The organism is Sphingobium fluminis (assembly GCF_037723805.1).
In the GTDB taxonomy this organism is placed as follows: Bacteria; Pseudomonadota; Alphaproteobacteria; order Sphingomonadales; family Sphingomonadaceae; genus Sphingobium.
Map to the genome: position 1 here is coordinate 1 of NZ_JBBJUK010000009.1, position 25,637 is coordinate 25,637.

Genomic DNA, 25,637 nt, shown 5'->3' on the forward strand with positions numbered 1-25,637 from the left:
TGCTGCCTTGTGCGATCAAGTCAAAAACCGTCCGGAGGACTACGGTTTCCACTTCGCGGACCCTCCGTTTTTTATCTTGATCGCGTCAGCCTCGCTCCCCTGAAGCCCCCATCAGGAATTAGCCTGATCGAGAATGAGGTACGTCCCATGCAGAATATCGCTGAGTTTCGCATCATCGGCCGCATCGGCAAGATCAACGAGCATGACAAAGTGACGAAGGTTTCGGTAGCGGCGAACTACAACCGCCAGGACAACGGCGAGTGGACGACCGACACCCATTGGAACGAAGTGACGTTGTTTGGCCGACACATTGAGCGTGCTGCCAAGGCCGACAAGGGCGATCTGGTTCATATCGTCGGCCGGGTTCGCCAGAATTCCTACGATACCGAGGAGGGCAAGCGATACACGGTTGAGCTGATCGCTGACGGCTTCGCGGTTCTCGCCAAGGCCGGTGACGCGGACGCCTAGACTTCGGGGGCCGCATAGCGGCCCCCTCCCCTCTCCGGCAATCTAAGGGATAGCCTAAAGGATATCCCCTAGATTTCTCATGGCTATCTATCGCTCCGTTCGATCATCGCAATTGCGTTTGCCATACAGCGCGCCAGTAGACTCCGGGCATCTGATGCGATGGGGTAGAAGACCTATATTGTAATTAGGATTGCTAAATGGATATCCATTGCGATTGGCAATGGATATCGGCTGCATTTGGAGCGCCTTGCAAAAGCGATTGCCTTGGGATATCCATTGGCAAATCGATAGCCATTCGACATCCATAGCCTTGCGATATGGATTTGGTGTGGAAATCGATTGAATTTCGATTTCATGAAAGAGGGCCAGATTCGGATGCCGGCAATTTCTGTAGCGAACCCGAAGGGCGGGGCGGGCAAGACGACCCTGACATTCGTCTTGGCGAGCGAGCTGGCCCGGAGCGGTGCTTCGGTCGCTGTCATAGACGCAGATCCGAACGCGATCATCGCGGGCTGGGGCAGGAAGCGGACGGAGCAGGACAAGGCGCTACCATTCGAGATTATTGCCGGGCCGAAGGAGTCCGACCTGATGAAGCTGGTCGACCAGCTCACACAGTCGCATGATTTTGTACTCATCGATCTTGAAGGAACGGCCTCGCGCATGACGTCACGCGCTCTCGCGCGGTCGCATCTTGTGCTGATCCCGTTCAATCTCTCGCCGATCGACGCGGAACTGGCCGCAAATGCGGTTGCCCTGGTTCTAGAAGAACAGGAGGCTCTAGGTCGCCGAATCCCATTTAGGTTGGTGAGGAGCCGAGACAATGCGGCGATCCAGACCAAAAGTTCGCAGCGGATCACGGCGGCTATCAACGAAGCGGAATTACCTTTGCTGCCCGTTGGTCTCGTTGAGCGCGCGGCCTACCGCGACATTTTCGATTTCGCGGCGACACTGGAGGAACTGGACGATAGCCAGACTTCAGGATTGGCAGGCGCAAAGAAGAATGCCCATGAGGTGGCCCGTGCCGTTGTCGAAGCGGTTCAGTCGGAGATGCAGAAGTGAGTTCCGGCTATGGCTTTGGAAAGAAGGCGGGGCCGAAGGCTCCCGCCGAAGCGCCCGAGGATGAGGGCCGGCTTGACCTGTCCGGCATCACCAGGACGCCGTTGCCGCTCGATCCGGTTCGCGAACAGGCGGCGATCGAGCGAGGCGCAAAATTGGGCTTTGTCGATCGTGGGGCAGGGGAGGCGGAAGAGGCTGGACCTGTTGTCCGTCGGCGCCGGCAACCCGCCCCCCAAAGCACGGTCTATATCAAGGGACCGAAGGAAATTTTGGACTGGTTTATCGAGTTCAGCAACGAGCGCGGGCATCGCGCATATTGGCAAGCGCTCGCGGAGTTTAGGGACATGATCGACAAAAAGTAGAAGCGGAGGTGCAGCGACATGAGCGGCATAGCGCAAGCCGGTCTCATATTCCTTGTCATCATAGTGCTGATGATCCTCAGCGCGAAGGATAACGCGACCCGGAACCGCATCCGAAACGAGGATGAGGAAACTTGGTGGTTCTCTCGCCGCAACTGGTGGGATGATCGACGGTGAAAACGATCGCGGTCAACATCGAAAAGGGCGGGGCAGGGAAGACAACCATTGCCTGCCATCTGGCATGGCATCTGGCGGACGCCGGCCACCGCGTTCTGGTGCTTGACCTCGACCGCCAGTGCAATGCCTCCACGGCCCTACGCGACTTCGAGAGCCATGGTTCCTGCAAGCAGCTCTTCGAGGAAGGTTTCGTTGCCCCTGCAGGTCGCCAGCGCGGCATATACTCCAACAGGATGACCGGGGAATTTGACGCGGATTTCGGGAAGGCTTTGAGCGCCTTCCGCGCGAATTTTCCGAAGCTGGCGGAGTTCCACGACTATTGTGTGATCGACACTCCGCCCGCTTGGAGCTGGATCAATTTCGCGGCGCTGATGGTGTGCGACGATTTAATCGTGCCTGTTGAGCTTGGACCGTTCGGCCCGGATTCCACCAAGCAACTCTCCAACTCGATTCAGACAGTCAATCAACGTGGGCGGCGACATCCCATTCGCATAGCCGGGCTGGTCGCAAACAGAGTGAAGGCGAACGATCGCAACCAGCTTGCGATGCTGGAAGAACTGAAGGCCAAGATAGGGCGAAACCTATTTTCGGCTCACCTGCCGGACCGAGCGCATTACAGCCAGGCTGTACAAGCCGGGGTGCCAGTGTGGCGCTTTGAGAAGGACGTTCGATCATCGCTGCCCGCCATGCGCGCATTTCTCGATGAAGCGATGCAAAGGATCGAGGCCTGATGGATTTCGGGGACTTCGATATTTTCGCCGCTAAGGATGAGGTAGCACAGCAGGGTAGGGTGCTGACGCTGGACCCGCGTCGAGTGTATCCCGATCCTGACAATGTTCGTCGCGCCATCGATCAGAGCGAGATCGACGCCTTGGCCGAAACCATCGGTGCGCGCGGTCAACTGCAACCGATCATTGTCGATCCTGCGGATGAAGATGATCGCTATAAAATCCAATTTGGCGAGCGGCGCTGGCGCGCGTGCATGCAGATCGGCCGCGACGTGCGCGCCATCATTCGCGAGCATGGCGATCCCGCGCAGGTACGGATCGATCAGTTTATAGAGAACGATCAGCGTGAGCAGCTTTCCGTTCGCGACATGGTTGCTTTCGTCGCCGCGCAGGTAGCGTCGGGCCAGAGCATTGCGGATTTGGCGCGTGCTACAGGGCGTGAACGCGCGCGTCTTTCACGCTTACACGCATTGTCTTCTGCCCCCGACTTCATCGCTGACCGATTGGATGATTTGCCTGTCCGCGGTGCCGTGGCCTTGATGAAGGCGGCGGCACGGGATGAGGCCGCCGTAAGGGCGTACCTGGATCGAGCGCCCTCGGGCACGCTAACGGTGGCGGGTTGCGAGGCCTTCTTGCGGGGAGGGTCCGGGTCGGTCGCGGGGGCCGACGACGGTTCAGCCTCAAAATTGCAAGAGACCAGTGTTTTGCCGGTCGCCCCGCGTTCGTCGGGCGCGACAGAGGACCATCGGGAAGCGCCAATGGCTCAGCCGCGAGATGAGGGCCATCTGATCCACGTCGATGGCAAGCGGGGCCGTTTGATCGAAGCGCTTGTGCATTTCGACGGCGAAGAGCAGCCACGGATGGTCCGGTTTACGAACTAGCCCGGCACCGCATTCTTTTCCGCGTTTTCTCTTTTGAAAGATGATTGGAGACTGTGGCCCGAGCCACAGATTCGAGTGCCATTTTGTGGAGGTTGTTTGAGGGCAGGATAGGGGTTGTGGTTGCCATTGTCTTACAGTAGCCTTGCAGACGAGGACGATGATGGCAACCACGACAACCTCCACCGATGGCAAAACCAGCATGACGGTCCGTCTCGATCGGGCCACGCTCGACGCTTTCGATGCACTTGCGGAGGGCAGGGGAGGGCGCAGCGCGCTCCTGCGATCCCTGCTGGATCAGGCAATGCGGCAAGCAGGCGATGCCCCGAAGGTTCAAGCCCGCACGGAGCCATCGACCAATCGCATATCGTTTCGCGTCACCGAGGCTGAACTTGCTGTTCTTGACGCGCGAGCCGCTGAGCGGGGGACGGACAGGGCCGGGTGGGTAAAGGCGCTGATGCGTCGCCATATCGGCCTGAAGGGCAATGTAGATGACGGCCTGCGGGACAGTCTCGCGCCGGTTCGTCTTCAGCTTCAACGGATCGGTCGAAACCTCAATCAGGCCATGCGGGCTGGCAACGCCGCGATGATGGCGGACAGCGGCCTTCAGATCGAACGGGAGCTGCGGCGGATCACCGAGATGCGCGAGGACATTAATGAGCAGATTGCCGCGCTCGGCGATGCGCTGCGTGGCGATCTAGGGTTCTGGAAGGTGGCGGACTGATGCCATTCGGCGAGCGAGAGGATGAGCTGTGGGGCGTGCTGAAGCCCATGTTCCGACCGCGCGTATCGGGCGACCCCAATATCAAATATGCCAAGCATCTTCTCAACCAGACTGGTCCGTTTCGTCCGGTCCCATATGCCCATGCGCCGCGCGAGGACTCCCGTGCCGTGCTGGCGAGAGTGGTCCGCAAATCTCCGGAGGTTCTGGTCAAGGTAACAGGTCGGAAAAAGGGCGCAGAGCATCTAGGCGCTCATCTGAGCTACATCGGTCGCAATGGCGAGATTGCGATTGAGACGCGCGATGGCGAACTCATTTCGGACAAGAGTGAGGTTCAGCAGATAGCGCAAGAGTGGTCGGACGCCCTCTACTGGCGGGAAAGGGCAACAGTTTCCGGCGTGGCCATGGTCTTCTCCATGCCCCAGGGGACCAATCCCGATACCGTCCGTCAGGCTGTGCGCGCTGCCGCCGATCGCATGATTGGCGACAATCATGATTATGTGATGGCCTTGCACACCGACACGCCCAGGCCTCATGTTCATCTTACCGTCCAGGCTGAGGGGCTGAATGGTAAGCGTTTCGATCCGCGTCGCGAAGACCTGTTCAATTTCAGAGAGGCTTTTGCCGAAGAACTACGCAGCCGCGGAGTGGAATGCGAGGCAACGCCACGCTGGACGCGGGGGCAGGGCAGGGCCGGCACCAGCATGGCGCTTGCCCAGATGCGGGAGAAGATCAGGCGTGGGGTGTCGCACCAGCCTACCGAAGCTGACTTGCGGCAGGCCCGTGAAGCGCTTCAGGTCGCGAGCGGAAAGGCGCAGCCGCCTGTCTTCGTAACGCGGGCAAAGGAACGGTGGGATAGCACCCGGCAGGAATACGAGCGGGCAGCAGATCGCTTGGACAATAGCAGGGATGCTAGTGACAGGGAGCTGGCAAAGGACTTGCGTGCGTTCCTGAAAGACCGACCGTCGGTTGAGACTGTCCCCGACCGCGTATTGAAAGATGCTCAATCTCGCTTGAAGCAGATGAGGGAGCGGGGGGACCACCCACCAGATCGCCCGCCAAGGTCGCGATAGCTAGAGCGCCATCGCAGTCTCACCAGAGGGTGCCGTGAACCGGCTCAAGTTTTGGCGGGGCTTCCCGGTTGAGTGATTGCAGAAGATCGATTTCGATGGTCCGGCACATTGCGCTCAATGGGACGTCGTGGACGGAATTTGCGAAGGGGTCGGTCAGGTCTTCGCCGATGCTCAATGCAGCGAGGAATATCAGGCCGATCAATGTCGATCCCAAGGGCGTGTATATACCCAGGGATTCCACCAGTGCGATAGGAACCAGCACGCAGAAAACGCGGGTGAAAAGGTTCGGGAAGAAGCGAAAGCCGTTCGGTAGGGGAGTGTTTTTTATCCGCTCCATCCCGCCCTGGGCGTTCGAGATGTCGATCAGCAGCCGTTCGAGGGTCGCTTGCTGTATCGTGTCGATCCTTCCGCTGAGGTGTGCGTCTGCAACAAGGGCGGATATCTCTTCCGCCAATCCGTTCGCCCGATTTGCCTTCGCTGCGATCGTTGCTGCTGTTTCGGTGCCGATTAGTCGCTCGATTTCCGGCATTGGATCTTGGCCTCGCAATTGACAGCGAAGGGCATGGGCAATTGCAATCTGACGAAGGACGATATCATCCACCGCGACATTGGCCCGCCTGTCGGGAGCCATGAAGCTTTTGGACGCCCGTGCGAGGCTCCGCGATGCGTTGATGAGGGCGCCCCACAGAGATCGTGCTTCCCACCAGCGCGCATAAGCAGCGTTGGTCCTGAAACCGAGGAAGAGGGCGAGGGCGGTCCCAAACAGAGTCGTGGGCAGCGGAGGTTCTGAAAACGGCGTGTAGAAGTGGAAAGCCGTGACCAAAACGTCCCAGGCGAAAAGCACTGTCAGGGGCTTCCAAACTTCAGCAAGGATTTGTCGAAATCGGGGTCTGGTTCCTACGATCACGTTCAAACTCCAACGATTGATGCTGGGATGGCTCTGACTGGCGATGATAGGTTCGCGAGGAAGGCATCAGCGCTGTTGAGTTTATCGGTCAGTGGTTTTTAAACGGCGCCAAAGATTCGATTATTTTGCAATCGGCGATAGTGTCGCTTTGGCAGCAATCCACGCTAAGCAAGAGCTGGTCCCTCAGCAGTGTCAGATCGCTTATCTTTCGATCGATCTCGATGATATGCTCGGTCGCGATCGCATCAACCTCTGAGCATGAGGCATCCTGATTGTCAGCGAGTTTAAGCAGTTTGCGCACCTGTTCCAGGGTGAAACCAAGATCGCGCGAGCGGCGAATGAATGACAGCCGGTTCAGGTGTTGGAGTTCGTAAACGCGATAATTCCCACTGTTGCGAGAGGGGGCGGGCAGCAGCCCCTCCTTCTCATAATAGCGGATCGTCTCGACGCGGGTGTCCGTCAGTTTCGCTAGATCACCGATTTTCATGTATTGACCCTATAGCCACTTCAGGGTGCATAGGACAGGTCCAACCTGACGAATCGGACCGGACAAATGGCGGATCATTGCTGCTCGAAGAAAGGCGACACCTTGGCGATACTCGCCGCCAAGAAAGAGCAGCGTCGCGTCCTTGTGGTCGTCATGATGATTAATCTCGCGATGTTTTTCGCCGAGTTTGGTGGTGGCGTGATCGCGCGCTCATCAGCGCTAATGGCAGATTCTGTCGATATGCTGGGTGATGCCTTTGTGTACGCTCTTAGCATTTATGCGCTTCATAAAGGCGCAAAATGGGAGGCCGGTGCCGCGATCGTAAAGGGCGGCATCATTCTGCTATTCGGTGCAGCGGTGATTGCGGAACTAGCTGACAAGATCGTCAATGGCGTGCCGCCCTCGTCGTCACTGATGCTGGCATTTGGTTCCGCTGCGCTTGTCGCCAATCTCGCATGTCTGGCGATGCTGTGGCGCTTCCGGGGCGCCAACGTGAATATGTCCAGCACTTTTGAATGTTCGCGCAATGACGTTGCGTCGAATATCGGTGTCTTGATCGCAGCGGGTTTGGTGGGTGTAACAGGTTCGGCATGGCCTGACATCGCCATCGGGGCGATCATCGCTATGATCTTTCTGCGCTCTTCGTGGCGCGTGCTTTCGGAAGCCATTCCAGCGTGGCGTAAGGCCGATCCGCTTCCATCAGGCACTTTGCGATGACAGGTGTGAAAAAATCGGCTAGAGGCGTGTCCATGTTTCGCTGGAGCTTCCTCCTTCTTTGCCTGCTTGTGGCGTCGCTAACGACGGTTGCAACTGTGCATGCGAACGAAGTGCCTAATCCGACGCTCTCAGCAGCTCAGACCAGCATCGAATGTTCGGGTAAGGTCCACAGCGAAGGGGACGCGGACCAATCGCAAGGCGATTCTGATAAGGGTGTCCCTCATCACCATGGCTGCCATGGTGCGGCCTCCTTCCTGCCTGCGCGTGCCGCCGAGGCCACCATCTTTGCTATCGTTACGGAAGCGCTGATGTCCGTCGAAGAGGCGGCTCCTGGTCGCTGGACCGTCGGGCCTGATTTGCGGCCTCCTATCGCCTGATTGAAGCTCAACTGACTGTCACCCGTATTCCGGGTGCGCAGATTGATGCCTATCAATCAGGAATTTCTACATGCACAGGATCATTGCGGCCTTTCTGGCTGCCACGTCTTGCGTCGCCGTGGCGCAAGCACAGGACAATGTAACGGCACAACAGTCTGTAGGGGCTGTGTTCACTCTCGATGATGCAGTCGCGGCCGCAGGCGGAAGCGCCCCGGCAGCAGATGCGGCGCAGGCTGGGATCGATGCAGCTCGCGCGGGACGGACCGTGGCTGGCCTTCGTCCCAATCCGACGGTTCAGAGCCAGGTCGAGAACGTCGTCGGGTCAGGGCCTTATGGTGGTTTCCGCCAAGCCGAAACGACTGTTGGAGTCAACATCCCCATCGAGTTGGGCGGGAAGCGTTCGGCCCGCATCGCGGTTGCGGATGCGCAGTCGAACAGGGCAGTGCTGATCGCAGCGATTACCCAAGCCGACATTCGGGTGCAGGTCACTGCACTCTATATCGATGCCATTGCCGCGGAACGCCGGGTGGTGACGGCCCGCGATCAGCTTCGTATCGCGCAAGATGCCCTTAATGCCGCCAAGGTAAGGGTTCAGGCGGGGCGGGCTTCGCCGATCGAAGAGCAAAGGGCAGATGTTGCACGGCTGAATGCCCAAGCGGGTGCCGAGCGGGCAGCCAGGCTTGCGGATGCGGCGCGTGCCAATCTCGCGCGTCGGATCGGCAAGCCCATTATTGGGCCGCTGGATACCGCCGCGCTCGATTTGCTGCCACCGGCTTCTTACGGCCCGAACATGGTAGAAAGCGCTGGAACGCTGGCCATGGCGGCCGCCGATGCGGATCTTGCTATCGCCGACGCCGGCGTCCAGCTCGCTAAATCCCAGCGCGTGCCCGATGTAACGGTCGGTCCGGCGATCCGCCGTCTAGAGGTCAGCAAGGATATCGCGGCGGTGTTCTCCGTCTCGATCCCGATACCGCTTTTCAACTCTGGTCGGGCGGCCGTCGCGCAAGCGAGCGCGGAACGCAGTCGTGCCGAAGCTCAGCGTCGGATGACCGCGCTCGACGTAGAACAGGCCATTACCGATGCCCAAGCGGAGGCAGACAATGCCGCAACCACTGCGCGAAACGCCAGCGGTCCCGCGCTTGTCGCGGCTCAAGAGGCCGCTCGCATCGCCCGCGTCGGATATCGTGAGGGCAAATTCGGACAGCTCGATTTGCTCGATGCCGAACGGACCCTTGCCGACACGCGGGTCGCCGCGATCGATGCCCTCGCCTCGTACCAAAACGCCAAGGCGCGGTTGCAGCGTCTCACCGCTCCCGCGCCGGAACAGGGGAATTAATCCTATGAAACTGACAAAGAAAACTGCGCTTCTGCTGCCATTGACCCTGGCCTTTCTTCTCGCCGGCTGTGGCGGGGGCGGTGAAGCCAGCACTGAGGCTGCTGCCGCCAATGAGCAGGAAGCAAATGCTTCCCCCGTCGAGGGCAAGATTACACTTTCGACGGATCAGATCGCGTCGGCGGGAATCCAGATTGCTCGGCCGACCGTGGGTGGAGGAGGAACGCTAGAGCTGCCGGCGACGATTGAGGGTGATCCGCAAGGCACACAGGTGGTATCGGCTGCGATTGGTGGGCGTGTGGTATCGCTAACCCGGAATCTTGGCCAGTCCGTGGGTCGCGGAGATACTCTGGCCGTCATCGAGAGCAGAGAAGCGGCGCAGCTCAAGGGCGAAGTCGAAGCGTCTCGCGCACGTCTCGCGCTGGCGAACTCCAATCTGGCACGCGAACAGCGGCTTTTCGCGCAGCGCGTCTCGCCGGAACAGGATCTCATCGCCGCTCGAACTGCGGCCATTGAAGCGCGGATCGCCTATAATCAGGCGCAGCAACAGGTCTCCGCCGCCGGTGGAGGTGGGGGTGGCCTCAACCGTCTGGGTATTGCTGCGCCCGTTTCCGGTCAGGTCATATCACGCAGCGTCGTGCTAGGTCAGACCGTCGCGGCGGATGCTGAACTCTATCGGATCGCCAACCTGTCCAGTGTCTCGCTGTCGCTCAACCTACAACCCGCCGATGCGGGCCGGGTCAAGCCAGGGAACACCGTCACCGTTACCGCCGCTGGTCGTCAGGCTACCGCCAAGGTTAGCTTCGTGTCTCCTGCGCTCGATGCACAGACCCGGTTGGTTCCGGTCATCGCCATACTCGACAATCGGAATATGGAATGGCGGGTGGGTGAGCCGGTGACGGCCTCTGTCCAGCTCACCGGCAGCGGTGGTGATGGCGCGATCAGCGTGCCCACGACAGCGGTGCAAACAGACGAGGGGAAGTCGGTCGTATTCGTCCGGACCAAAACCGGCTTCCAGGCCGTCCCCGTCACGTTGGGCGATACCAGCGGTGCCAGTGTGATTGTTCGCTCAGGCCTCAAGGGCACCGAGCAGATCGCGACCGTCAACAGCTTCACGCTCAAGGCCGAACTCGGCAAGAGCGAAGCGGCGGAGGATTGAGCCGATGATCGCCCCAATCGTGAATTGGGCGGTTCACAAGCGCTGGCTCGTCCTGCTTCTGACCGCCATAGCCGCCGTTATTGGTGCCGTTGCCCTGTATCGGCTCCCGATCGATGCGGTTCCGGACATCACCAACAATCAGGTCCAAATCAACATCAAGGCGCCTGCCCTTTCGCCCGAACTGGTCGAAAAGCAGGTAGCCTTCCCTATCGAAACAGCACTCGCCGGCATCTCCGGTCTTGAGAATACACGCTCGCTTAGCCGGAACGGCTTTGCGCAGGTTACGGCCGTTTTTGATGAATCGACGGACATTTATTTTGCCCGTCAGCAGGTAGGAGAACGCCTTACAGGGGTCTCCGAAAATCTGCCCAATGGCGTGGTTCCGGAGATGGGACCGATTTCCACGGGTCTGGGCGAGGTCTATATGTGGACCGTCAAGCTTGAGCACCGCAAGGACGACAAGCATCTGCCCGGTGAACCCGGCATGCAGCCCGACGGAAGTTATATCACCCCGGAAGGCGACCGCCTCACGGATGAGACTGAACGGGCCACATATCTGCGTACCACGCAGGACTGGATCGTCAGCCCGTTGCTGAAGAACACCAAGGGCGTTGCCGGCATCGACTCCATCGGCGGCTATGTGAAGCAATTTCAGGTCGTCCCCGATGTCCAGCGGCTTGCTTCGCTAGGCCTCACTCTCACCGATCTCGGCACCGCGCTCGAACGCAATAACACAAGCGTCGGCGGCGGATTCGTCAATCGCAATGGTGAAGGGCTGGCTGTTCGCTCCGACGCCCTTATCCGCAACGCCAACGAATTGTCGCGGATCATCGTCGCTACGCGCGACGGGACACCCATTACCCTTGGCCAGGTTGCTGCCGTGAAAACCGGGCAGGCCATACGTATGGGTTCGGCATCTGAGAATGGCACGGAGGTCGTGGTTGGCACCGCCATCATGCGTATCGGCGAGAATAGCCGCACCGTGTCGACGGCCGTAGCAGACCGCTTGCAGGAAATTCAGGCATCGCTTCCGCCTGACGTCGTTGTGCAACCGGTCCTCAATCGAACCGAACTGGTTAACTCAACTATCAAGACGGTCGCGAAGAATCTGAGTGAAGGTGCGCTGCTCGTCATCGTCGTGCTGTTCGCTCTGCTCGGAAATTTCCGCGCCGCACTCATCGCTGCGATGGTCATTCCGGTGACGATGCTGCTGACCGGATTTGGGATGCTCAAAGCCGGCGTGTCTGCCAACCTCATGAGCTTGGGCGCTCTCGACTTCGGTCTTATTGTCGATGGTGCCGTCATCATTGTGGAAAATGCGCTCAGTCGTATGGCGCATCGCCAGGAACATGAAGGTCGCGTGCTGACCCTTCATGAGCGGTTGAATGTTGTCGCATCGGCGGCGCGCGAGATGATCCGGCCTTCGGTCTATGGCCAGGCCATCATTATCCTTGTCTATGTCCCGCTGCTCACCCTGACGGGTGTTGAGGGCAAGACCTTCGTGCCGATGGCGCTTACCGTCATCATCGCGCTCGCCTTCGCCTTCGTTCTCTCGTTGACGGCCGTGCCGGCAGCGATCGCTATCTGGCTGTCCAATCGTGTCGATGAGAAGGATGGTCGGATCATGAGCTGGCTGAAGGCCCGCTATGAACCCGGTCTCGATAAGGCGATGAACCGGCCAACCTTGACCATAGGCACGGGTGTCGGCGGTTTCGTGCTGGCCATCGCGGCGTTCATGTCGCTCGGCCAGGTCTTTCTTCCCCAACTCGATGAGGGCGATCTCCTCATCCAGGCCCTTCGTATCCCTGCCACCTCTGTCCAGCAGAGCCAGGCTATGCAGGTTCCCATCGAGAAGATGCTTACGGCTCAAAAAGAGGTGCAGTTCGTCTTCTCCAAAACAGGCACGTCCGAACTTTCGTCGGACCCCATGCCGCCCAACGCCACCGATATGTTCATCATCCTCAAGCCTCGCGACCAGTGGCCCGACCCGAGTCTCACAAAGGCGGATCTAGTCGCTCGCTTCGAAGCCAACCTGAACAAATTCCCCGGCAACGCCTATGAGATCACACAGCCGATCCAGATGCGCTTCAATGAGCTGATTGCTGGCGTGCGAGGCGATCTAGCGATCAAGGTGTTCGGCGACGACTTCAACGCCATGAACGCCACCGCAGAGAAAATCGCTAGCGTTCTCAGGCGCACTCAGGGCGCTGCGGACGTCAAGGTCGAGCAGACCACGGGCCTGCCCATGCTCGATATCCGGGTAAATCGCGATGCTATGTCCCGCGTCGGTGTGACTGCGCAGGACGTACAGGACATCGTGACCGCAACTTTGGGCGGTCGCGAGTCCGGCATGATCTTCGAAGGGGATCGGCGCTTTCCCGTGGTGATCCGTCTATCGGAAGCTCAACGCGCTGACCTATCGACGCTACAGCAGGTCCAGGTTCCTCTTCCTGGGGGCAAGTTCGTTCCCCTCGCGAGCGTCGCCGACATCAGGATCGTGGATGGTCCAAACCAGATCAGCCGCGAAAATGGAAAGCGCCGTGTCGTGGTACAGGCGAATGTTCGTGGCCGCGATATCGCCAGCGTCGTGGAAGATGCGCGGGCTACCATCGCCAAGGACGTGCGTCTGCCAGCAGGCAGCTATCTCGAATGGGGCGGCCAGTTTGAAAATCTGGCTTCCGCGCGCGAGCGGTTGCAGCTCGTGATCCCGGCCTGTTTCGTGCTTATCCTGATGCTCCTCTATGGGGCGCTCGGGTCAGCTCGCGACGCGGCGATCGTGTTCACGGGTGTTCCGCTGGCTCTGGTCGGTGGTGTGCTGCTCCTGTTCTTGCGGGGAATGGACTTTTCCATATCCGCCGCGGTTGGCTTCATCGCATTGTCGGGCATCGCAGTATTGAACGGCCTCGTGATGGTCTCCTCCATTCAGGAACTCATGCGACGAGGGATGGACAGGGCAGAGGCGGCCCGAACCGGAGCCATCCAGCGTCTCCGCCCTGTAGTGATGACGGCATTGGTCGCAAGCCTTGGCTTCGTGCCGATGGCCTTGGGGACAGGCGCTGGCGCCGAAGTGCAAAAGCCCTTGGCGACCGTTGTTATTGGCGGTCTCATCTCGGCAACCCTGCTCACCCTGTTTGTGCTTCCGACGCTCTACGCCCGCTACGGTCGACGCGAGATACCTCTCTACGAGGATCTCGAAGAGCATGAAGAACCGCAAGGCGGCGAGCAGCTTCCGCAACCTCAACACTGATGAGCGAGGGGGAGGGCATGTGCATCATGGTCTCCCCATCCTCGAACAAAGTGAGGAAATGGAACATGATTGAGGAAACCGTTTTCACGGCGCCGATCTCACAACTGAGGAGCTGGAGCTTCATTTCGGAGCTTGGCGGATATGGACAATGGCATCCGAACTATCGGTTCAGCCAGCTCAATGCGCAGGCAACCCATGCCGAACTCTCGTTGAAACTGTTCGATCGGCGGCGAGCCAGGCTCTGGATCGAAATCGACCATATCAATAAGCCGCAAGGTTTTGGTTGGCGCGGCCAGGTCAGCGGCCTTTTCAAGTTCAGTGAACGCTACGAAATCCTGCCCGCCAAGACTGGCGCGGAGGTGCGCCATATCTTTGAACTGCGAGGTGGACTGGGCAGTATCTTAGGCTGGTTCTCACGTCGCACCATACGCGAAGAGATGCAGGAACATGATAGCGCCCTGCTGAAAGCCCTCAAAAAGCGTGGGCTACGGCCACCTCACGGCAAGGTGCAACTCAAGCTCGTATCGACGGCACCGACACGCGGATCGACCAATGACTGAGTCGAATTCGCGTTCCTCGACATCGATTGCATCTGCGCGCCGCCGTCGGCGCGCTCCACAGGAAAGGAATCATCATGGTAGATAACGCTGCCCATCAAGGCCTGCCTTGCCCCGTTTGCAAAGTCGATCTCGTCATGAGCGAGCGGCAAGGCATCGAAATCGATTATTGCCCGCAATGCCGGGGGGTTTGGCTCGATCGCGGCGAACTCGACAAGATCATCGAACGTAGCATGGCCGAACAGCCGGCTTATCAGGAACCGAGCAGCACATTGGGCATGTTTGGCGACAAGCATGGCCGGAGCGGCAAGCATGGTGGTGGCCACGGTAGCAGCCACGGCGGCGGCCATGGTGGGCGCAAAGGCTTCCTGCGCAACCTGTTCGACTGATCGAATATGAACCGGCCACCGCACCGATTTGAGCCTTTCGGGACGTGCGAGATGGCCCGCGCCATGGGCGCCGCGCCCCCTCGGGCGCCCATGGCGATAGATATGCACAGCGGAGTTGGAGGATGAGCAAGTGGAGGACTAAAGGTTTGTTGCCGCTGCCCTTGCTCTTTTTGGGCGGCGCAGCGGCGATAGCCGTTCTGACAGCATGTTCCGAACAATCCGCCGGCGATGATCCCGACGGAAGGCATGATCGCAGTTCGCTGCCGGCGCTGATCGGCGAGCAAATCTATGCCTGTGACGACGGCTCCAAATATGATGCCGACTTTCTTGCCGACGGTCTGACCCTGGATATTGCTCGGCTACCCGCCGAAAAGCCGGTGCGACTGTCGGCGCCGGCAACTGGCCTGACCTATGTGGGCCATAATCTCAACGTGGCCATCTCCGGCAGCGGCGCGCTGACGATGACCCGTCCTGATCGCAAGCCTGTGCGGTGCCTTCGCATCCGCTCAGAACAGGCGATCGGAAACTCCACGAAGGAGGATGCAGGTGGCTGACATCCCTCCCAATGGACCTTCGGCAATCGAACGGCGGACGCTGTGGATCGTCCTGCTGTTGAATGCGGCCATATCGGCGGCCTTTTTCGTCACTGGCTTGGTAGGCGATTCAAGTGCGTTGATCGCCAATGGTGTCGATAATCTCTCAGATGCCGCCGTCTATGCGCTCAGCATTGCGGCCTTGACGCGCGGCCCGGTGTGGAAGACCCGCGCTGCTTCTGTGTCAGGGATCATGCTGTTGGTCTTTGCCGTGGGCATCCTTGCCGATGTGGTGCGTCGCTATATCTACGGCAGCGAGCCGATCGGCAGTGATATGATGGTCATGTCGGCAATAGCGGGGGTGGTCAATTATGTCTGCCTCAGACTGCTTCAGAAACTTGACGCCCCGGACGTCAATCTGCGGGCAGCCACAACCTTCAGCTTCAACGATTTCGTCTCGAACGGCGGAATATTGGTCGCCGGCGGCTTGGTCATTTGGCTGAAGACCAACTGGCCCGACCTGATCGTCGGATTTCTGACGGCCGCCATAGCCATCAAGGGCGGTCTCGAAATTCTCAAGGACGCCGGGAATGAAGCGAGCGCAAAACGAGAGGCCGGACTGAAATGAGATCATATCGAATGAAGGGCATGACGCTCATCGGGCTGAACATGGCCATTATGGCGATATCCTCGCCGGCGGCGGCGCAGCATGCCGATCACCAGCGCGCGTCGCCTCCCCCTAGAGAGGCCGCTTCGACCACCGAATATCGCGCCATCAACATCCAGATGCATGGGGCGATGGACGTCCCATTTTCAGGTGATGCCGATGTGGACTTCATGCGCGCCATGATCCCCCATCATGAAGGTGCGATCGCCATGGCCGAGGTCGAACTGAAATATGGGCGCGACCCAGAGGTTCGGCGCCTCGCCGGTGAGGTCATCAAAGCCCAGCGGCAGGAAATCGCAGAAATGCGCGCCTGGCTTGCCAATCATGAGCGGCAGAAATGAACAGGCGCGGCTCAATCCACCCATTTGCTCTGCATGAAACAATCGAAAGATCGGAGATGGACGCATGACCGAGAAGCTGAAACTCGACATACCGCTGGTGCTGCCGGAGGTAGCGGACTCTGCCGATGCTTGCGTCGGTCGTCTGGTGAAATCCATCGAGGGAAGGGCAGGGGTCGAAACGACGCATGTCGTCGCGGCCGTCGATGGCGCGCCGGCAAAGCTGTGCGTCCACTACGACCCCGACCAGCTTTCGATGCAGCGCATCCGCGACTTCGTTCAGAGCGCGGGCGCCTCGATCAGCGACCGCTACGGCCATGCCCATTGGGACATGACAGGCATCGGGCATCAGCGTCGGGCCAGGACCGTGGGCGATAAATTGCGCGGTCTGCCCGGAGTGCTGGAGGCCAGCGCGGATGCATCCGGCAAGGTTCGGGTCGAGTTTGATCGGGAAGAGACTTCCGACAAGATCATCCTGTCGGAGCTGGCTGGGATGGGCGTCAGGCCGATCGCTCGCGCCAAGGCGCAAGAGGATCATTCAGGCCATGCCCACGGCTCGGAAAAGGCGAAGGCTGAGGAAAGCCATGCTGGACACGACCATGGCAGCGAAGAGGGTGGCCATGAACATGGTGGCATTTTCGGCGCCAATACCGAGCTGATCTTTGCGCTGCTATGCGGTGCACTGCTGGGGATAGGCTATGGCATCGAAAAGCTGCTGGTCGGGGCGCCATCGTGGTTGCCCACGGCCTGCTATGTTGGAGGTTATTTCTTCGGCGGCTTTTTCACGCTGCGCGAGGCCATCGACAATCTGAAACTCCGCAAGTTCGAAATCGATACGCTTATGCTGGTCGCGGCTGCCGGTGCCGCCGCCCTTGGAGCCTTCGCCGAAGGCGCGTTGCTGCTCTTCCTCTTCAGCCTGGGTCACGCCCTCGAACACTATGCCATGGGGCGCGCGAAGCGCGCGATCGAGGCTCTGGCAGAGCTGGCACCAAGGACCGCCCTGGTTCGCGGCAAGGATGGAAGCACCCATGAAGTCCCGGTGGAGGATCTAGCGATCGGCGACGTCATCGTCGTCAAGCCGGATGAGCGGGTGGCCGCCGACGGCTTCGTCATCAAGGGGACCAGCGCAATCAATCAGGCCCCTGTCACGGGCGAGAGCATGCCGGTTGATAAAAAGCCGGTCGCGGACGCCGCTGCTGCGCGCGCAAACGCCGATCGCCTAGATGCAGAGTCTCGCGTCTTCGCCGGGACGATCAATGGCAGCGGGCTGCTTGAAATCGAGGTGATACGGCTTTCGAGCGAAAGCACGCTCGCCAAGGTGGTCAAGATGGTGAGCGAAGCGGAGACGCAAAAATCGCCAACCCAACGATTCACCGACAAGTTCGAGCGTGTTTTCGTCCCGGCTGTTCTCGCGCTGGCCTTCATCCTCCTGTTCGCGTGGGTGGTGGTCGATGAGCCATTCCGCGACAGCTTCTATCGGGCCATGGCGGTGCTGGTGGCGGCCAGCCCCTGTGCGCTCGCCATCGCAACGCCCAGTGCGGTTCTGTCAGGGGTGGCGAGGGCAGCGCGCGGTGGCGTGCTGGTAAAGGGTGGCGCGCCGTTGGAGCTGCTGGGTTCGCTCAACGCCATAGCCTTCGACAAGACGGGGACGCTCACCAAAGGCGAACCGCGCATTCAGAAAGTCATCACCGCGCCCGGTGTCGAAGAGGAAGAACTGATGGCCATCGCAGTGGCGGTCGAATCGCTGAGCGATCATCCGCTCGCGCAGGCGATAGCGCGAGATGGCAAGGACTATGTTCGCAACAGGCCGATTCCCGAGGCCAGCAATCTGAAAAGCCTGACTGGGCGGGGTGTTTCGGCTCTGGTGGACGTTGATGAGGTGTTGATCGGCAAGGCGGAAATGTTCGGGAACGATGGCATCCCGCCACTTTCCGCGCAAATGGCAGAGGCGATCGAGGAGCTGCGCAAAGGTGGCTTCACATCGATGATCGTGCGCCGGGATGGTCAGGATCTCGGTGCGATCGGGCTGTTGGATACGCCGCGTGAGGCGGCACGCGCTACCCTTGAGAAGCTGCGGGCGCTCGGCATCGAGCGCATGATTATGATCTCTGGCGACAATCAGCGGGTGGCGGATGCCGTCGCCAAGCAGGTCGGCATCGATGAGGCGTGGGGCGACCTCATGCCCGACGATAAGGTTGAGGCGATCAAGAAACTGAGGGCGCAGGCAAAAGTCGCCATGGTCGGGGATGGCGTCAATGACGCACCAGCCATGGCTACGGCCACGGTCGGAATTGCGATGGGCGCTGCCGGATCAGACGTCGCTCTCGAAACTGCCGATGTCGCATTGATGGCCGACGACCTTGCGCATCTGCCATTTGCCGTTGGCCTCAGCCGGCATACCCGATGGATCATTCGCCAGAATGTTTTCGTGAGCCTGGGCGTCGTCGCCTTTTTGGTTCCAGCGACTATCCTTGGGCTGGGCATCGGGCCAGCGGTGGCTGTCCATGAAGGTTCGACACTTTTGGTCGTGGTCAACGCGCTGCGGCTCCTGGCCTATCGCGACGCGACGAAGGGATGAGCTGGCGGTCCATATCAACGGTGTCGTTGCGGCGCCGAACATGGCCGCGATGATGCTGATCGCGCCGTCATGGTGGGAGACCGCCACCCACATCCTCAGCTTGGGCGCAGCCTACGCGCTAGCGCTGCCGGTGGGGTGGGACCGGGAAAAGGATGAGCGGAGCGCAGGCATCCGCACCTTTCCTCTCGTCGCCATCGCCAGTTGCGGATTCGTGCTGGTCGGCATCGCTATCCTTGGTCGGACGTCGCCTGCGCAGGCCCGAATCCTTGAAGGCTTGATTACCGGCGTCGGTTTCATCGGTGGCGGCGCGATCCTGAAGCATCGCGGCAAAGCGTCGGGCACTGCTACCGCCGCCAGCCTTTGGGCGACCGGCGCGCTGGGCGCCGCAGTAGGATACGGCCTTTATGACATCGCTGTCGTCCTCAGCTTGACCACGTTCCTGACCTTGCGCGGCTCTCGCCCTTTGAAGCGCGCGACACATGACAGCAGCGCGTCCCCGGAGAAGGCATGATGTCGGCGATACTCTACACCCTCATCCCGCTTACGGCCGTCATCATAGGGGCGGTGCTGTCGGTCGTTCGACGCCCCGGTCCCACATTTGTAAGCGGGATGCAGCACCTGGCTGCGGGCGTTGTCTTTGCAGCGGCGGCATCGGAGGTTCTTCCGCAGATCAAACATGGCGCTTCGCCGGTAGCCACGCTGATCGGCGGATTGGTCGGATTAGGCGTCATGCTCCTGCTCAAGGTGGTGGAGGGCAGAGCCAAGGGGCCAGTGGCAATGCTTGGTGCGGTCGGGATCGATATTCTTGTCGACGGCCTCGTTCTGGGGCTGGCCTTTCTCGCTGGCGAAAAGGCCGGGTTGCTGTTGACGGTCGCCCTGACGCTTGAAGTCCTGTTCTTGGGGCTGACGGTGACGGCCGAGCTTGGTGAAACGATCGTTTCGCGATGGCGCATTGTGGGCATCACGTCCGCCTTGGGCCTTCTCCTACCGTTTGGTGCATGGATAGCAGCGCCGGTTGCCCTGTTTCCTCCAACCATCATCGTTGGTTTTTTGAGCTTCGGCATGGTGGCTCTGCTTTACCTCGTAACAGAGGAATTGTTGGTCGAGGCGCATGAACGGCCCGACAGCCCTCTTGTCAGCGCAATGTTTTTCGTTGGTTATCTCGGACTCCTCCTGTTGGAGGAGTTGATGTGATCGCCCCTGCTAACAGACCGCGCGCTCGCCGGATCTCTGTAATGGCAGTTCAGTTGGCAGCTTTGGTTGCCGTGCTGATCGGTACGATGGTGTTTTTCGTCAGGTTCGTGGCGGCGCCGACGCCGCATTCCATGCCGCAGACCGTCAATCTCACCATCATTGTCGAGCCGGGGGGATCGCAAGAGGTCAACGGATATCTTGAGTCTGGGGACCGCATGGCGCTCTCCTGGCAGACCGACGGTGCCGACCTTGGCTATCGCTATCATGTCGAGAGCGGACATGAGACGCCGAGCATCTTGGCGATCGGGCTGTCCAGTGACGGCGAACAACAGTTCAAGGCCGCACATGGCGGCTTCTACGGCATCGGCCTCCGGAATTTCACGGGTCGCAGAGTGACCGTGACCCTGAAGGCCACGGGCACCTTCGAATATTTCAGGGCGATGTTCGCTCAGCGCAAGCAGGAGGCCACCAAGTGACGAGGCTCCCGCATATCCATTCTCAGCTCGCAGCACCCGCATCGGCAGGGAGGCCATCATGACGGACATCGATAGAGTTCTGGCTGCTCGCAATGCTATAATTCAACGCAATGCCGCGATCCGCAATGCGACGGCACCGGCCACTATCGATCCGAAAGCGGCAGAGGCCTTCGCCGCGAAGCTGCAGGGCGCACTTAGTGCCACCGCAACCAGCGTACCGGCATTGACGGTCAATCAGCCTTCCCCAACGGATAGCGTCCGCTCCGCGATCGCCAGCGTGAACGAGACTATGGAACAGGAGGATGTGGCGACCGAGGCCTATGAGCGCGGAGAAACGACCGACATAGCGGCGGTGATGCTGATGAAGTCGCGTTCGGATATCGAGTTCGAGGCAACGCTTCAAATCCGCAACAAGCTGCTCGCCGCATATAAGGATATCATGAACATGCAGATTTAGCGGCCGCTCGGCGTTCGCTGCCTTTGCAGGATTTGGTTCTGCTGGATGGCCCGGATGCGTTCGTCCTGCTGCTGACGGACCTGCACACCGGCGATGCGCTCTCCCCGTTCAATCCTGCCTGCCACCTCTTCCTTCCTCTGGTCGACAAAAGCCTTTTGCTGCTTGGTATCCTGCGGAAACCTGCTGCTGGCTATCGTCATGGCCTGCGCGACATAACTTTGCGCCCGACGCAGGCCGGGATCATTGGCGTTCTCCGTATGTGACTGCCGACGGAAGCGCTCGGCGAGATCCTGCATGCGGTCTGGCTTCTCCTTATTGTCGCGGACCTGGCTGACCGTTCTCTTGTTGGCGGCGGCATTTGCCGGCGTTTCGGCGTGGCGCGGATTGTTCCGGGAAGGGGAAGTGGAGGGCTGTCGTGCCCGATCGCGCTCGGCTGCTGCCAAGGTCTTCGCATCGGGCTTGTAACCATCAATGGTCAGGCCCTGCGCAGATGCCGCGAGATACGCCGCTCGCTTGAAATCGGCATCGCCATTGATCTTGAGAGAGGTCCAGCCATTCGCTTTAGCGAGCCGCACCAGATCGGGGAGGGCGCTCGCGTCGCGGGCTTTGATCCGGTCTGGCGATATCGTTGCGACGGGGGCTTTATCATGGGCGCTGCGGTAAAGTTTGTTCCCGACCCGAACGAAGCGCGATTCCAGTTCCTGTGGCATTTCGACGCTGGCGCGCCGGCGAGCCGTCTCTTCGGACTTATCCGTGGAATTCATATTCTCAGCCATTTTATCGCTCCTGTTCGATCAAACCTACTCTTTCGTGGCCGCGTTGCTTTGCTTCGACATCGATCAGCATGTCGGGGAAGTCGGAGATAACGACACAATCCATCGCGAATGTTTCGGGATCGGGATTGGCGAGCTGGTCCGCATCGGGCAGCACGCACGGAGGTAGATCCTCATCCTCACGGATGCGCCGGGGGATGGGCACGACGATCGGCGCAGGCGTAAGCCGTCGCGTAAAATGGCCGTCGGCAAAATAGCGGATCTTGTCTCCCCGGATCGGTGGCATGCCGCCCCTCATCAGCAGCAGTTCGTCTGCTGGAAACTGCATCAGTTCCTGCGGAAGCAAGAGCGCGCGCCGATGATCGGACATCGATTTGGATCGGTTTGCAAGGATGCCGTGGATCGTCAGCGAGCGCGTCACCGCCTCCTGACCCACATATCCAATCCGTTCTGACAGTTCGTTGGCGACGCGGAGTTCTTTGGGGGTGAAGGCTACTTCGACACCGCAGTTTGATACGATTTCGTCAGCTACATGCTCCCCATAGACGGCGCGAAGCTGGGATCGGGACTGGATAACCGGCAACAAGCGGATGCCATACCCAGCGACATAGGAAAACGCGCTCGCGATCACCTGGGCGCGGCCGATCCGGGCAAACTCATCCAGCAGCACCAGCACCTTTATCGGAGTCCGATCATCGGGGAGATCACGGACGTTGAGATCGATGAGCTGTTGAAAAAGCAAATTATAGAGCGGTGCCACCCGATCCAGTTCGTCCGGCGATACGCCGAGGTAGATCGACATTGGTCGCATCCGCAGCTCGCGAAGATCGAAATCGCTCTCTTCGGTAGCGGCATCCACGCGGGGATTGAGCCAGAGGCTCAGTTTGGAGGTGACTGTCTGGACAATGCCCGCAAAGGTGTTGTCAGCGCCTAATGTAAAATCGGCAAGCGCATTGCGGCACCCCGTGGAAAGCCGGAGCGAGCGATCCTCCAAAACCTTGCGGAAATATCCGCGCGTGTCGCCTGTCGTCATGAGGCGATAGATCGCCCCGATCGTGAAGGGCGCATCGGCTTGTGCGAGATAGGCACCCACGCCCACAAAGGCCGTTCGGGCGGAATCCGTCCAGAACGGTTCCCCTCGTTCCGGGGGAACGAATAACATGGTCGCTATCTTCTGAAGCTCAATGATAGCCTGGTCGGGATTGGCCCTGTCGATGTAGGCTAGGGGATTATAGCGAGCGGTTCTCCCGTCGGGATCGGTGGGATTGAACAGATAAACCGCTTGGCCATGCTTTGCCCTGAACCCTGCGGTCGCCTCATAGTTTTCTCTTTTCACATCGAGAATGACCACCGATCCGGTCCAGCTCAGCAGGTTGGGGATGACGATCCCCACGCCCTTGCCCGACCGGGTAGGGGCTTCCACGATGCAATGTTCGTTGCCGGAAAATATCAGGAAGCGGCCTGATTTTTTGCCAAGCACAATCCCATCATCACCGCGGAATCCGCCGCGCCTGATTTCACCCTCTCTGGCGAAGCGGGCGGCACCGTGTAGCGGAGGCTTGCGCATCACGAACCAGAACAGCAGGAGGCCGGACAGGAGCGACCCGGCAGCAAGCCCGGCGGCAACGGCCTTCAGAACAACGGGATCGCCTCGATAATACCAGAAGAATGCTGGCATTTTTAACGGGTCGTAAGCGGAGGCTGGCAGCCCCAGGACAAACCATGCGATGATCGAGCCGGTGAGGAAGAGAAGGAGCAGCGCAATCGGAATCCCGATCGCCAAGGCCACTCCCCGGCTAGGCTGCGTGCCGCCCTGCGGGGTCATAATATATCTCCGTCACGCGAAATTTCCCCTGCACCTTCTTCATCTGCACCACGACATCCACGAGGATCTTCAGTAGCGAGCGAATGTCGTCGCGGCCGAGATCCGCGCCGCCCTCGCTCTCCTTGACCAGCAAGGTTAGCTGATCGAAGGCGAGTTCTGCCGATGCGGCGTGAATGGTCGTGATTGAGCCGGGATGGCCGCTATTGACGTTGCGCAGATAGAAGAAGGCGGTGCCGTCCCTGAGTTCCTGCAACAAAATTCTGTCGGGCCGCATACGCAATGCGCTTTCCAACAGCTCTTTGGCCGTCACCTTGGCAGTGCCCTGGCCATCCTTGCTGTAGGTCATGTGGACGACATTGCGATGTGGGACGACCAGCTCGCGCGTATCCTCGATGGTTAGAAGTCGCTCATCCTCGGGAATGAGTTGGATCAGCCCTTTCGCCAATGTCGTCTTGCCCGATCCCGTGGCACCTGAAATCAGGATGTTGAGGCGACTGCGAACTGCCAGCTCGAAAAACTCGACGTGTCGGCCCTCACCGAGGAGGACGAGCAGCCGATCTTCGTTTTCAGTCATGCCCCGCGCCGCGACCTTCGTTTCCGTAAACAGGCCGCTGGCTTCGAAATCTGCCATGTTCATAGTCTTGGTCGACGGCTTGCGTATCGTGATGGATACCGTTCCATCTGGGGCGACGGGCGGGGCGACAATCTGTACGCGCTCGCCTGTCGGAAAGATCGTGGAGCAGATCGGGTTTTCGCGCGTGACATCCTGCGATGTGAACGCCGCAGCGGCCGTCGCCAATATGTTGAGGCGTGGCAGTGTCAGTTCCTCTTCCACGGCCCAGGTCCAACCGCCTTTACGTTCGACCGCCACCTCAAGGGGCTGATTGATTACAACCTCCGTCACCTCTTCATCATCGAGATATTTCCGCAAAGGCTGCATCGCGTCATCGAGGACCGCAGTGTTGCGGAAGGCAGTGACGCTCATTTCAGGCCCAACCCGTAAACCTGGCTGAAGTCGAAATCCTGCGCCACGGTAATGGCAAGGTCGGTGCCTTGCGCGACCCGCAGAACGGGCTTTATCTGCTGGGTGTCCTGCAAAATGGTCGATGCGGAATCCGACGGAACGCGCGTCACATTATTTCCCGCGCGACCGACTGCGGTGGATGCGACATAGGCCCCATCCTCCAGCACGCTGAACAACAGTGCCGAGCCGAAGCGATCCCAGAAGAACCGATCGACCTTTCCGCCAACCCCGGCGCGGCCGAGACTGTCGGATGCCGGCGACGCTATATCTATCGATACGCCTCGTGGCGTGACAGCACGGCTCCACATGGCGAACAGGCGATATTGGCCGCGATTGAGGCCGCCCTGATACTCCCCAAATACCCGCGTGCCCTTTTCCATAAGGACGACGCGGCCGTTGTCCGAATAGATGTCGCGAGGCACGATGCAGGTCGCATAGCCTGGCACGCTGCTGTCCATCGCGGTCTGAAGGGTGCAGGGGATGATCGAACCGGCGGTTACGAGATAGTTGCGATCGCCGATCATGCGCGCCGTCGTGCGTCCTATGGCCGATGTGCGCTTGAGATCATCTAGGGGCGTCGCTTCACGGGCTGCACTTTCCGGTCCAGAGGACTGAGTTCCTTCACCTCCCATGCCTGCATGACGATCAGCGATCGGTTGGCCTGATGAGCCATTATAGGCGACGAGCGTGGATCGCCGTGCAGTATTCCGCAATTCCTCAGCTTCGGCGATACGGCGTTGCGCCGCCGTCGCCTCAGCCGACTGCGCGCCATTTGACGGGACACCACCTGGACCAATCGCTGGCACCTGTTCCCCAGCAAGCTGGACCGGAGCGTTCGGGTCTTGCGCGGCCGACTGGAGCGTCGGTGCGATCACGGTCTTCGGATCATAGGGCACTTCCGGAGCGGGTGGCTTCGGTTTTACGTCCGGCATCTTGTTGTTTCCGCCCACGCCAGCAGCGATCGTCAGGGCTGCGAACAGCAGCGAGCCGCCCAGCGCGCCCGCTACGATCATCTTTTTGGTGTCCCACTGAAACGACTTGAGGGAGGGGATGCGGTTAGGCCGATCGACCGCGGGAGCTTCGCGATCGATTTCGTCCATGTCCGGTGTGGCATCGACGTCAAATCTTTTATCGCTCAC

General features: G+C 59.8%; 28 protein-coding genes. 22 read left to right on the plus strand and 6 right to left on the minus strand.

What is annotated here, in order from left to right; all coding sequences use genetic code 11:
- The first annotated feature begins 147 nt into the window (after positions 1 to 147).
- From WG907_RS17480 to WG907_RS17510, 7 genes are all read left to right on the plus strand, one after another.
- Positions 148 to 468 carry a single-stranded DNA-binding protein gene (locus WG907_RS17480; RefSeq protein WP_046764960.1) on the plus strand — a complete coding sequence of 107 codons (321 nt, stop codon included), beginning with the start codon at positions 148 to 150 and terminating at the stop codon, positions 466 to 468.
- A gap of 339 nt (positions 469 to 807) precedes the next feature.
- Entirely contained in the window at positions 808 to 1,527 is a 720-nt protein-coding gene (locus tag WG907_RS17485; protein ID WP_223806796.1) for a division plane positioning ATPase MipZ, read from the plus strand.
- Positions 1,524 to 1,886, plus strand: coding sequence for a hypothetical protein (locus tag WG907_RS17490; protein ID WP_124810880.1), 363 nt, complete (start codon positions 1,524 to 1,526; stop codon positions 1,884 to 1,886). Before WG907_RS17485 ends, WG907_RS17490 begins: the two co-directional genes overlap by 4 nt.
- A gap of 170 nt (positions 1,887 to 2,056) precedes the next feature.
- Positions 2,057 to 2,791, plus strand: coding sequence for a ParA family protein (locus tag WG907_RS17495; protein ID WP_124810879.1), 735 nt, complete (start codon positions 2,057 to 2,059; stop codon positions 2,789 to 2,791).
- Positions 2,791 to 3,669, plus strand: a complete 879-nt coding sequence (locus WG907_RS17500) for a ParB/RepB/Spo0J family partition protein (protein WP_223806795.1) — start codon at positions 2,791 to 2,793, stop codon at positions 3,667 to 3,669. The genes WG907_RS17495 and WG907_RS17500 overlap by 1 nt, the downstream gene beginning before the upstream one ends.
- A 160-nt stretch (positions 3,670 to 3,829) precedes the next feature.
- Positions 3,830 to 4,390, plus strand: coding sequence for a plasmid mobilization protein (locus WG907_RS17505; RefSeq protein ID WP_124810894.1), 561 nt, complete (start codon positions 3,830 to 3,832; stop codon positions 4,388 to 4,390).
- Complete coding sequence (locus WG907_RS17510; RefSeq protein WP_124810877.1) at positions 4,390 to 5,460, plus strand: relaxase/mobilization nuclease domain-containing protein; 1,071 nt, start codon at positions 4,390 to 4,392, stop codon at positions 5,458 to 5,460. Before WG907_RS17505 ends, WG907_RS17510 begins: the two co-directional genes overlap by 1 nt.
- A 19-nt stretch (positions 5,461 to 5,479) precedes the next feature.
- On the opposite strand, the gene WG907_RS17515 is transcribed toward WG907_RS17510, so the two are convergent.
- Entirely contained in the window at positions 5,480 to 6,367 is an 888-nt protein-coding gene (locus WG907_RS17515) for a bestrophin family protein (protein WP_124810876.1), read from the minus strand.
- A gap of 88 nt (positions 6,368 to 6,455) precedes the next feature.
- Positions 6,456 to 6,854 (minus strand): MerR family transcriptional regulator, encoded by a 399-nt coding sequence (locus WG907_RS17520; protein WP_124810875.1) that lies wholly within the window; start codon positions 6,852 to 6,854, stop codon positions 6,456 to 6,458.
- Between the two features lie 66 nt (positions 6,855 to 6,920).
- On the opposite strand from WG907_RS17520, the gene WG907_RS17525 reads away from it, so the two are divergent.
- From WG907_RS17525 to fliE, 15 genes are all read left to right on the plus strand, one after another.
- Entirely contained in the window at positions 6,921 to 7,571 is a 651-nt protein-coding gene (locus tag WG907_RS17525) for a cation efflux transmembrane domain-containing protein (RefSeq protein WP_124810874.1), read from the plus strand.
- Positions 7,572 to 7,603: 32 nt separating this feature from the next.
- Positions 7,604 to 7,948, plus strand: a complete 345-nt coding sequence (locus tag WG907_RS17530) for a hypothetical protein (RefSeq protein ID WP_124810873.1) — start codon at positions 7,604 to 7,606, stop codon at positions 7,946 to 7,948.
- Positions 7,949 to 8,018: 70 nt separating this feature from the next.
- Entirely contained in the window at positions 8,019 to 9,284 is a 1,266-nt protein-coding gene (locus WG907_RS17535) for a TolC family protein (protein ID WP_124810872.1), read from the plus strand.
- Positions 9,285 to 9,288: 4 nt separating this feature from the next.
- Complete coding sequence (locus WG907_RS17540; RefSeq protein WP_124810871.1) at positions 9,289 to 10,440, plus strand: efflux RND transporter periplasmic adaptor subunit; 1,152 nt, start codon at positions 9,289 to 9,291, stop codon at positions 10,438 to 10,440.
- Between the two features lie 4 nt (positions 10,441 to 10,444).
- Complete coding sequence (locus WG907_RS17545) at positions 10,445 to 13,687, plus strand: efflux RND transporter permease subunit (RefSeq protein ID WP_124810870.1); 3,243 nt, start codon at positions 10,445 to 10,447, stop codon at positions 13,685 to 13,687.
- A gap of 65 nt (positions 13,688 to 13,752) precedes the next feature.
- Positions 13,753 to 14,247, plus strand: a complete 495-nt coding sequence (locus WG907_RS17550; protein WP_190287364.1) for an SRPBCC family protein — start codon at positions 13,753 to 13,755, stop codon at positions 14,245 to 14,247.
- Between the two features lie 134 nt (positions 14,248 to 14,381).
- Positions 14,382 to 14,633 (plus strand): TFIIB-type zinc ribbon-containing protein, encoded by a 252-nt coding sequence (locus WG907_RS17555; RefSeq protein ID WP_445326842.1) that lies wholly within the window; start codon positions 14,382 to 14,384, stop codon positions 14,631 to 14,633.
- Positions 14,634 to 14,755: 122 nt separating this feature from the next.
- Positions 14,756 to 15,187 (plus strand): hypothetical protein, encoded by a 432-nt coding sequence (locus WG907_RS17560; RefSeq protein WP_223806793.1) that lies wholly within the window; start codon positions 14,756 to 14,758, stop codon positions 15,185 to 15,187.
- Positions 15,174 to 15,794 (plus strand): cation efflux transmembrane domain-containing protein, encoded by a 621-nt coding sequence (locus WG907_RS17565; protein ID WP_124810868.1) that lies wholly within the window; start codon positions 15,174 to 15,176, stop codon positions 15,792 to 15,794. The genes WG907_RS17560 and WG907_RS17565 overlap by 14 nt, the downstream gene beginning before the upstream one ends.
- 11 nt (positions 15,795 to 15,805) lie before the next feature.
- Complete coding sequence (copM, locus tag WG907_RS17570; RefSeq protein WP_223806792.1) at positions 15,806 to 16,174, plus strand: CopM family metallochaperone; 369 nt, start codon at positions 15,806 to 15,808, stop codon at positions 16,172 to 16,174.
- Positions 16,175 to 16,238: 64 nt separating this feature from the next.
- Positions 16,239 to 18,749 (plus strand): heavy metal translocating P-type ATPase, encoded by a 2,511-nt coding sequence (locus WG907_RS17575; protein ID WP_124810867.1) that lies wholly within the window; start codon positions 16,239 to 16,241, stop codon positions 18,747 to 18,749.
- A 55-nt stretch (positions 18,750 to 18,804) separates the two neighbouring features.
- A complete protein-coding gene (locus tag WG907_RS17580) occupies positions 18,805 to 19,260 on the plus strand; it encodes an MgtC/SapB family protein (protein WP_124810890.1) in 456 nt (151 codons plus the stop codon).
- Positions 19,260 to 19,943: a ZIP family metal transporter gene (locus WG907_RS17585; RefSeq protein WP_124810889.1), complete on the plus strand. Its 684-nt coding sequence runs from the start codon at positions 19,260 to 19,262 to the stop codon at positions 19,941 to 19,943. The genes WG907_RS17580 and WG907_RS17585 overlap by 1 nt, the downstream gene beginning before the upstream one ends.
- A 41-nt stretch (positions 19,944 to 19,984) precedes the next feature.
- Positions 19,985 to 20,419: a hypothetical protein gene (locus WG907_RS17590; RefSeq protein ID WP_124810866.1), complete on the plus strand. Its 435-nt coding sequence runs from the start codon at positions 19,985 to 19,987 to the stop codon at positions 20,417 to 20,419.
- A 58-nt stretch (positions 20,420 to 20,477) separates the two neighbouring features.
- Positions 20,478 to 20,876 (plus strand): flagellar hook-basal body complex protein FliE, encoded by a 399-nt coding sequence (gene fliE, locus WG907_RS17595; RefSeq protein ID WP_124810865.1) that lies wholly within the window; start codon positions 20,478 to 20,480, stop codon positions 20,874 to 20,876.
- Here the strand turns inward: fliE and WG907_RS17600 are convergent.
- From WG907_RS17600 to virB10, 4 genes are read right to left on the minus strand one after another with little or no spacing between them, the layout of a single operon-like run.
- On the minus strand, positions 20,873 to 21,652 hold the full coding sequence (locus tag WG907_RS17600; RefSeq protein WP_340234861.1) for an LPD7 domain-containing protein: 780 nt from the start codon (positions 21,650 to 21,652) through the stop codon (positions 20,873 to 20,875). The two genes, fliE and WG907_RS17600, sit on opposite strands and share 4 nt — an antisense overlap.
- 1 nt (position 21,653) lies before the next feature.
- Positions 21,654 to 23,474: a type IV secretory system conjugative DNA transfer family protein gene (locus tag WG907_RS17605; protein WP_340234863.1), complete on the minus strand. Its 1,821-nt coding sequence runs from the start codon at positions 23,472 to 23,474 to the stop codon at positions 21,654 to 21,656.
- Complete coding sequence (virB11, locus tag WG907_RS17610) at positions 23,446 to 24,459, minus strand: P-type DNA transfer ATPase VirB11 (RefSeq protein WP_340234865.1); 1,014 nt, start codon at positions 24,457 to 24,459, stop codon at positions 23,446 to 23,448. Before virB11 ends, WG907_RS17605 begins: the two co-directional genes overlap by 29 nt.
- Positions 24,456 to 25,637: a type IV secretion system protein VirB10 gene (gene virB10 / locus WG907_RS17615; protein WP_340234867.1), complete on the minus strand. Its 1,182-nt coding sequence runs from the start codon at positions 25,635 to 25,637 to the stop codon at positions 24,456 to 24,458. Before virB10 ends, virB11 begins: the two co-directional genes overlap by 4 nt.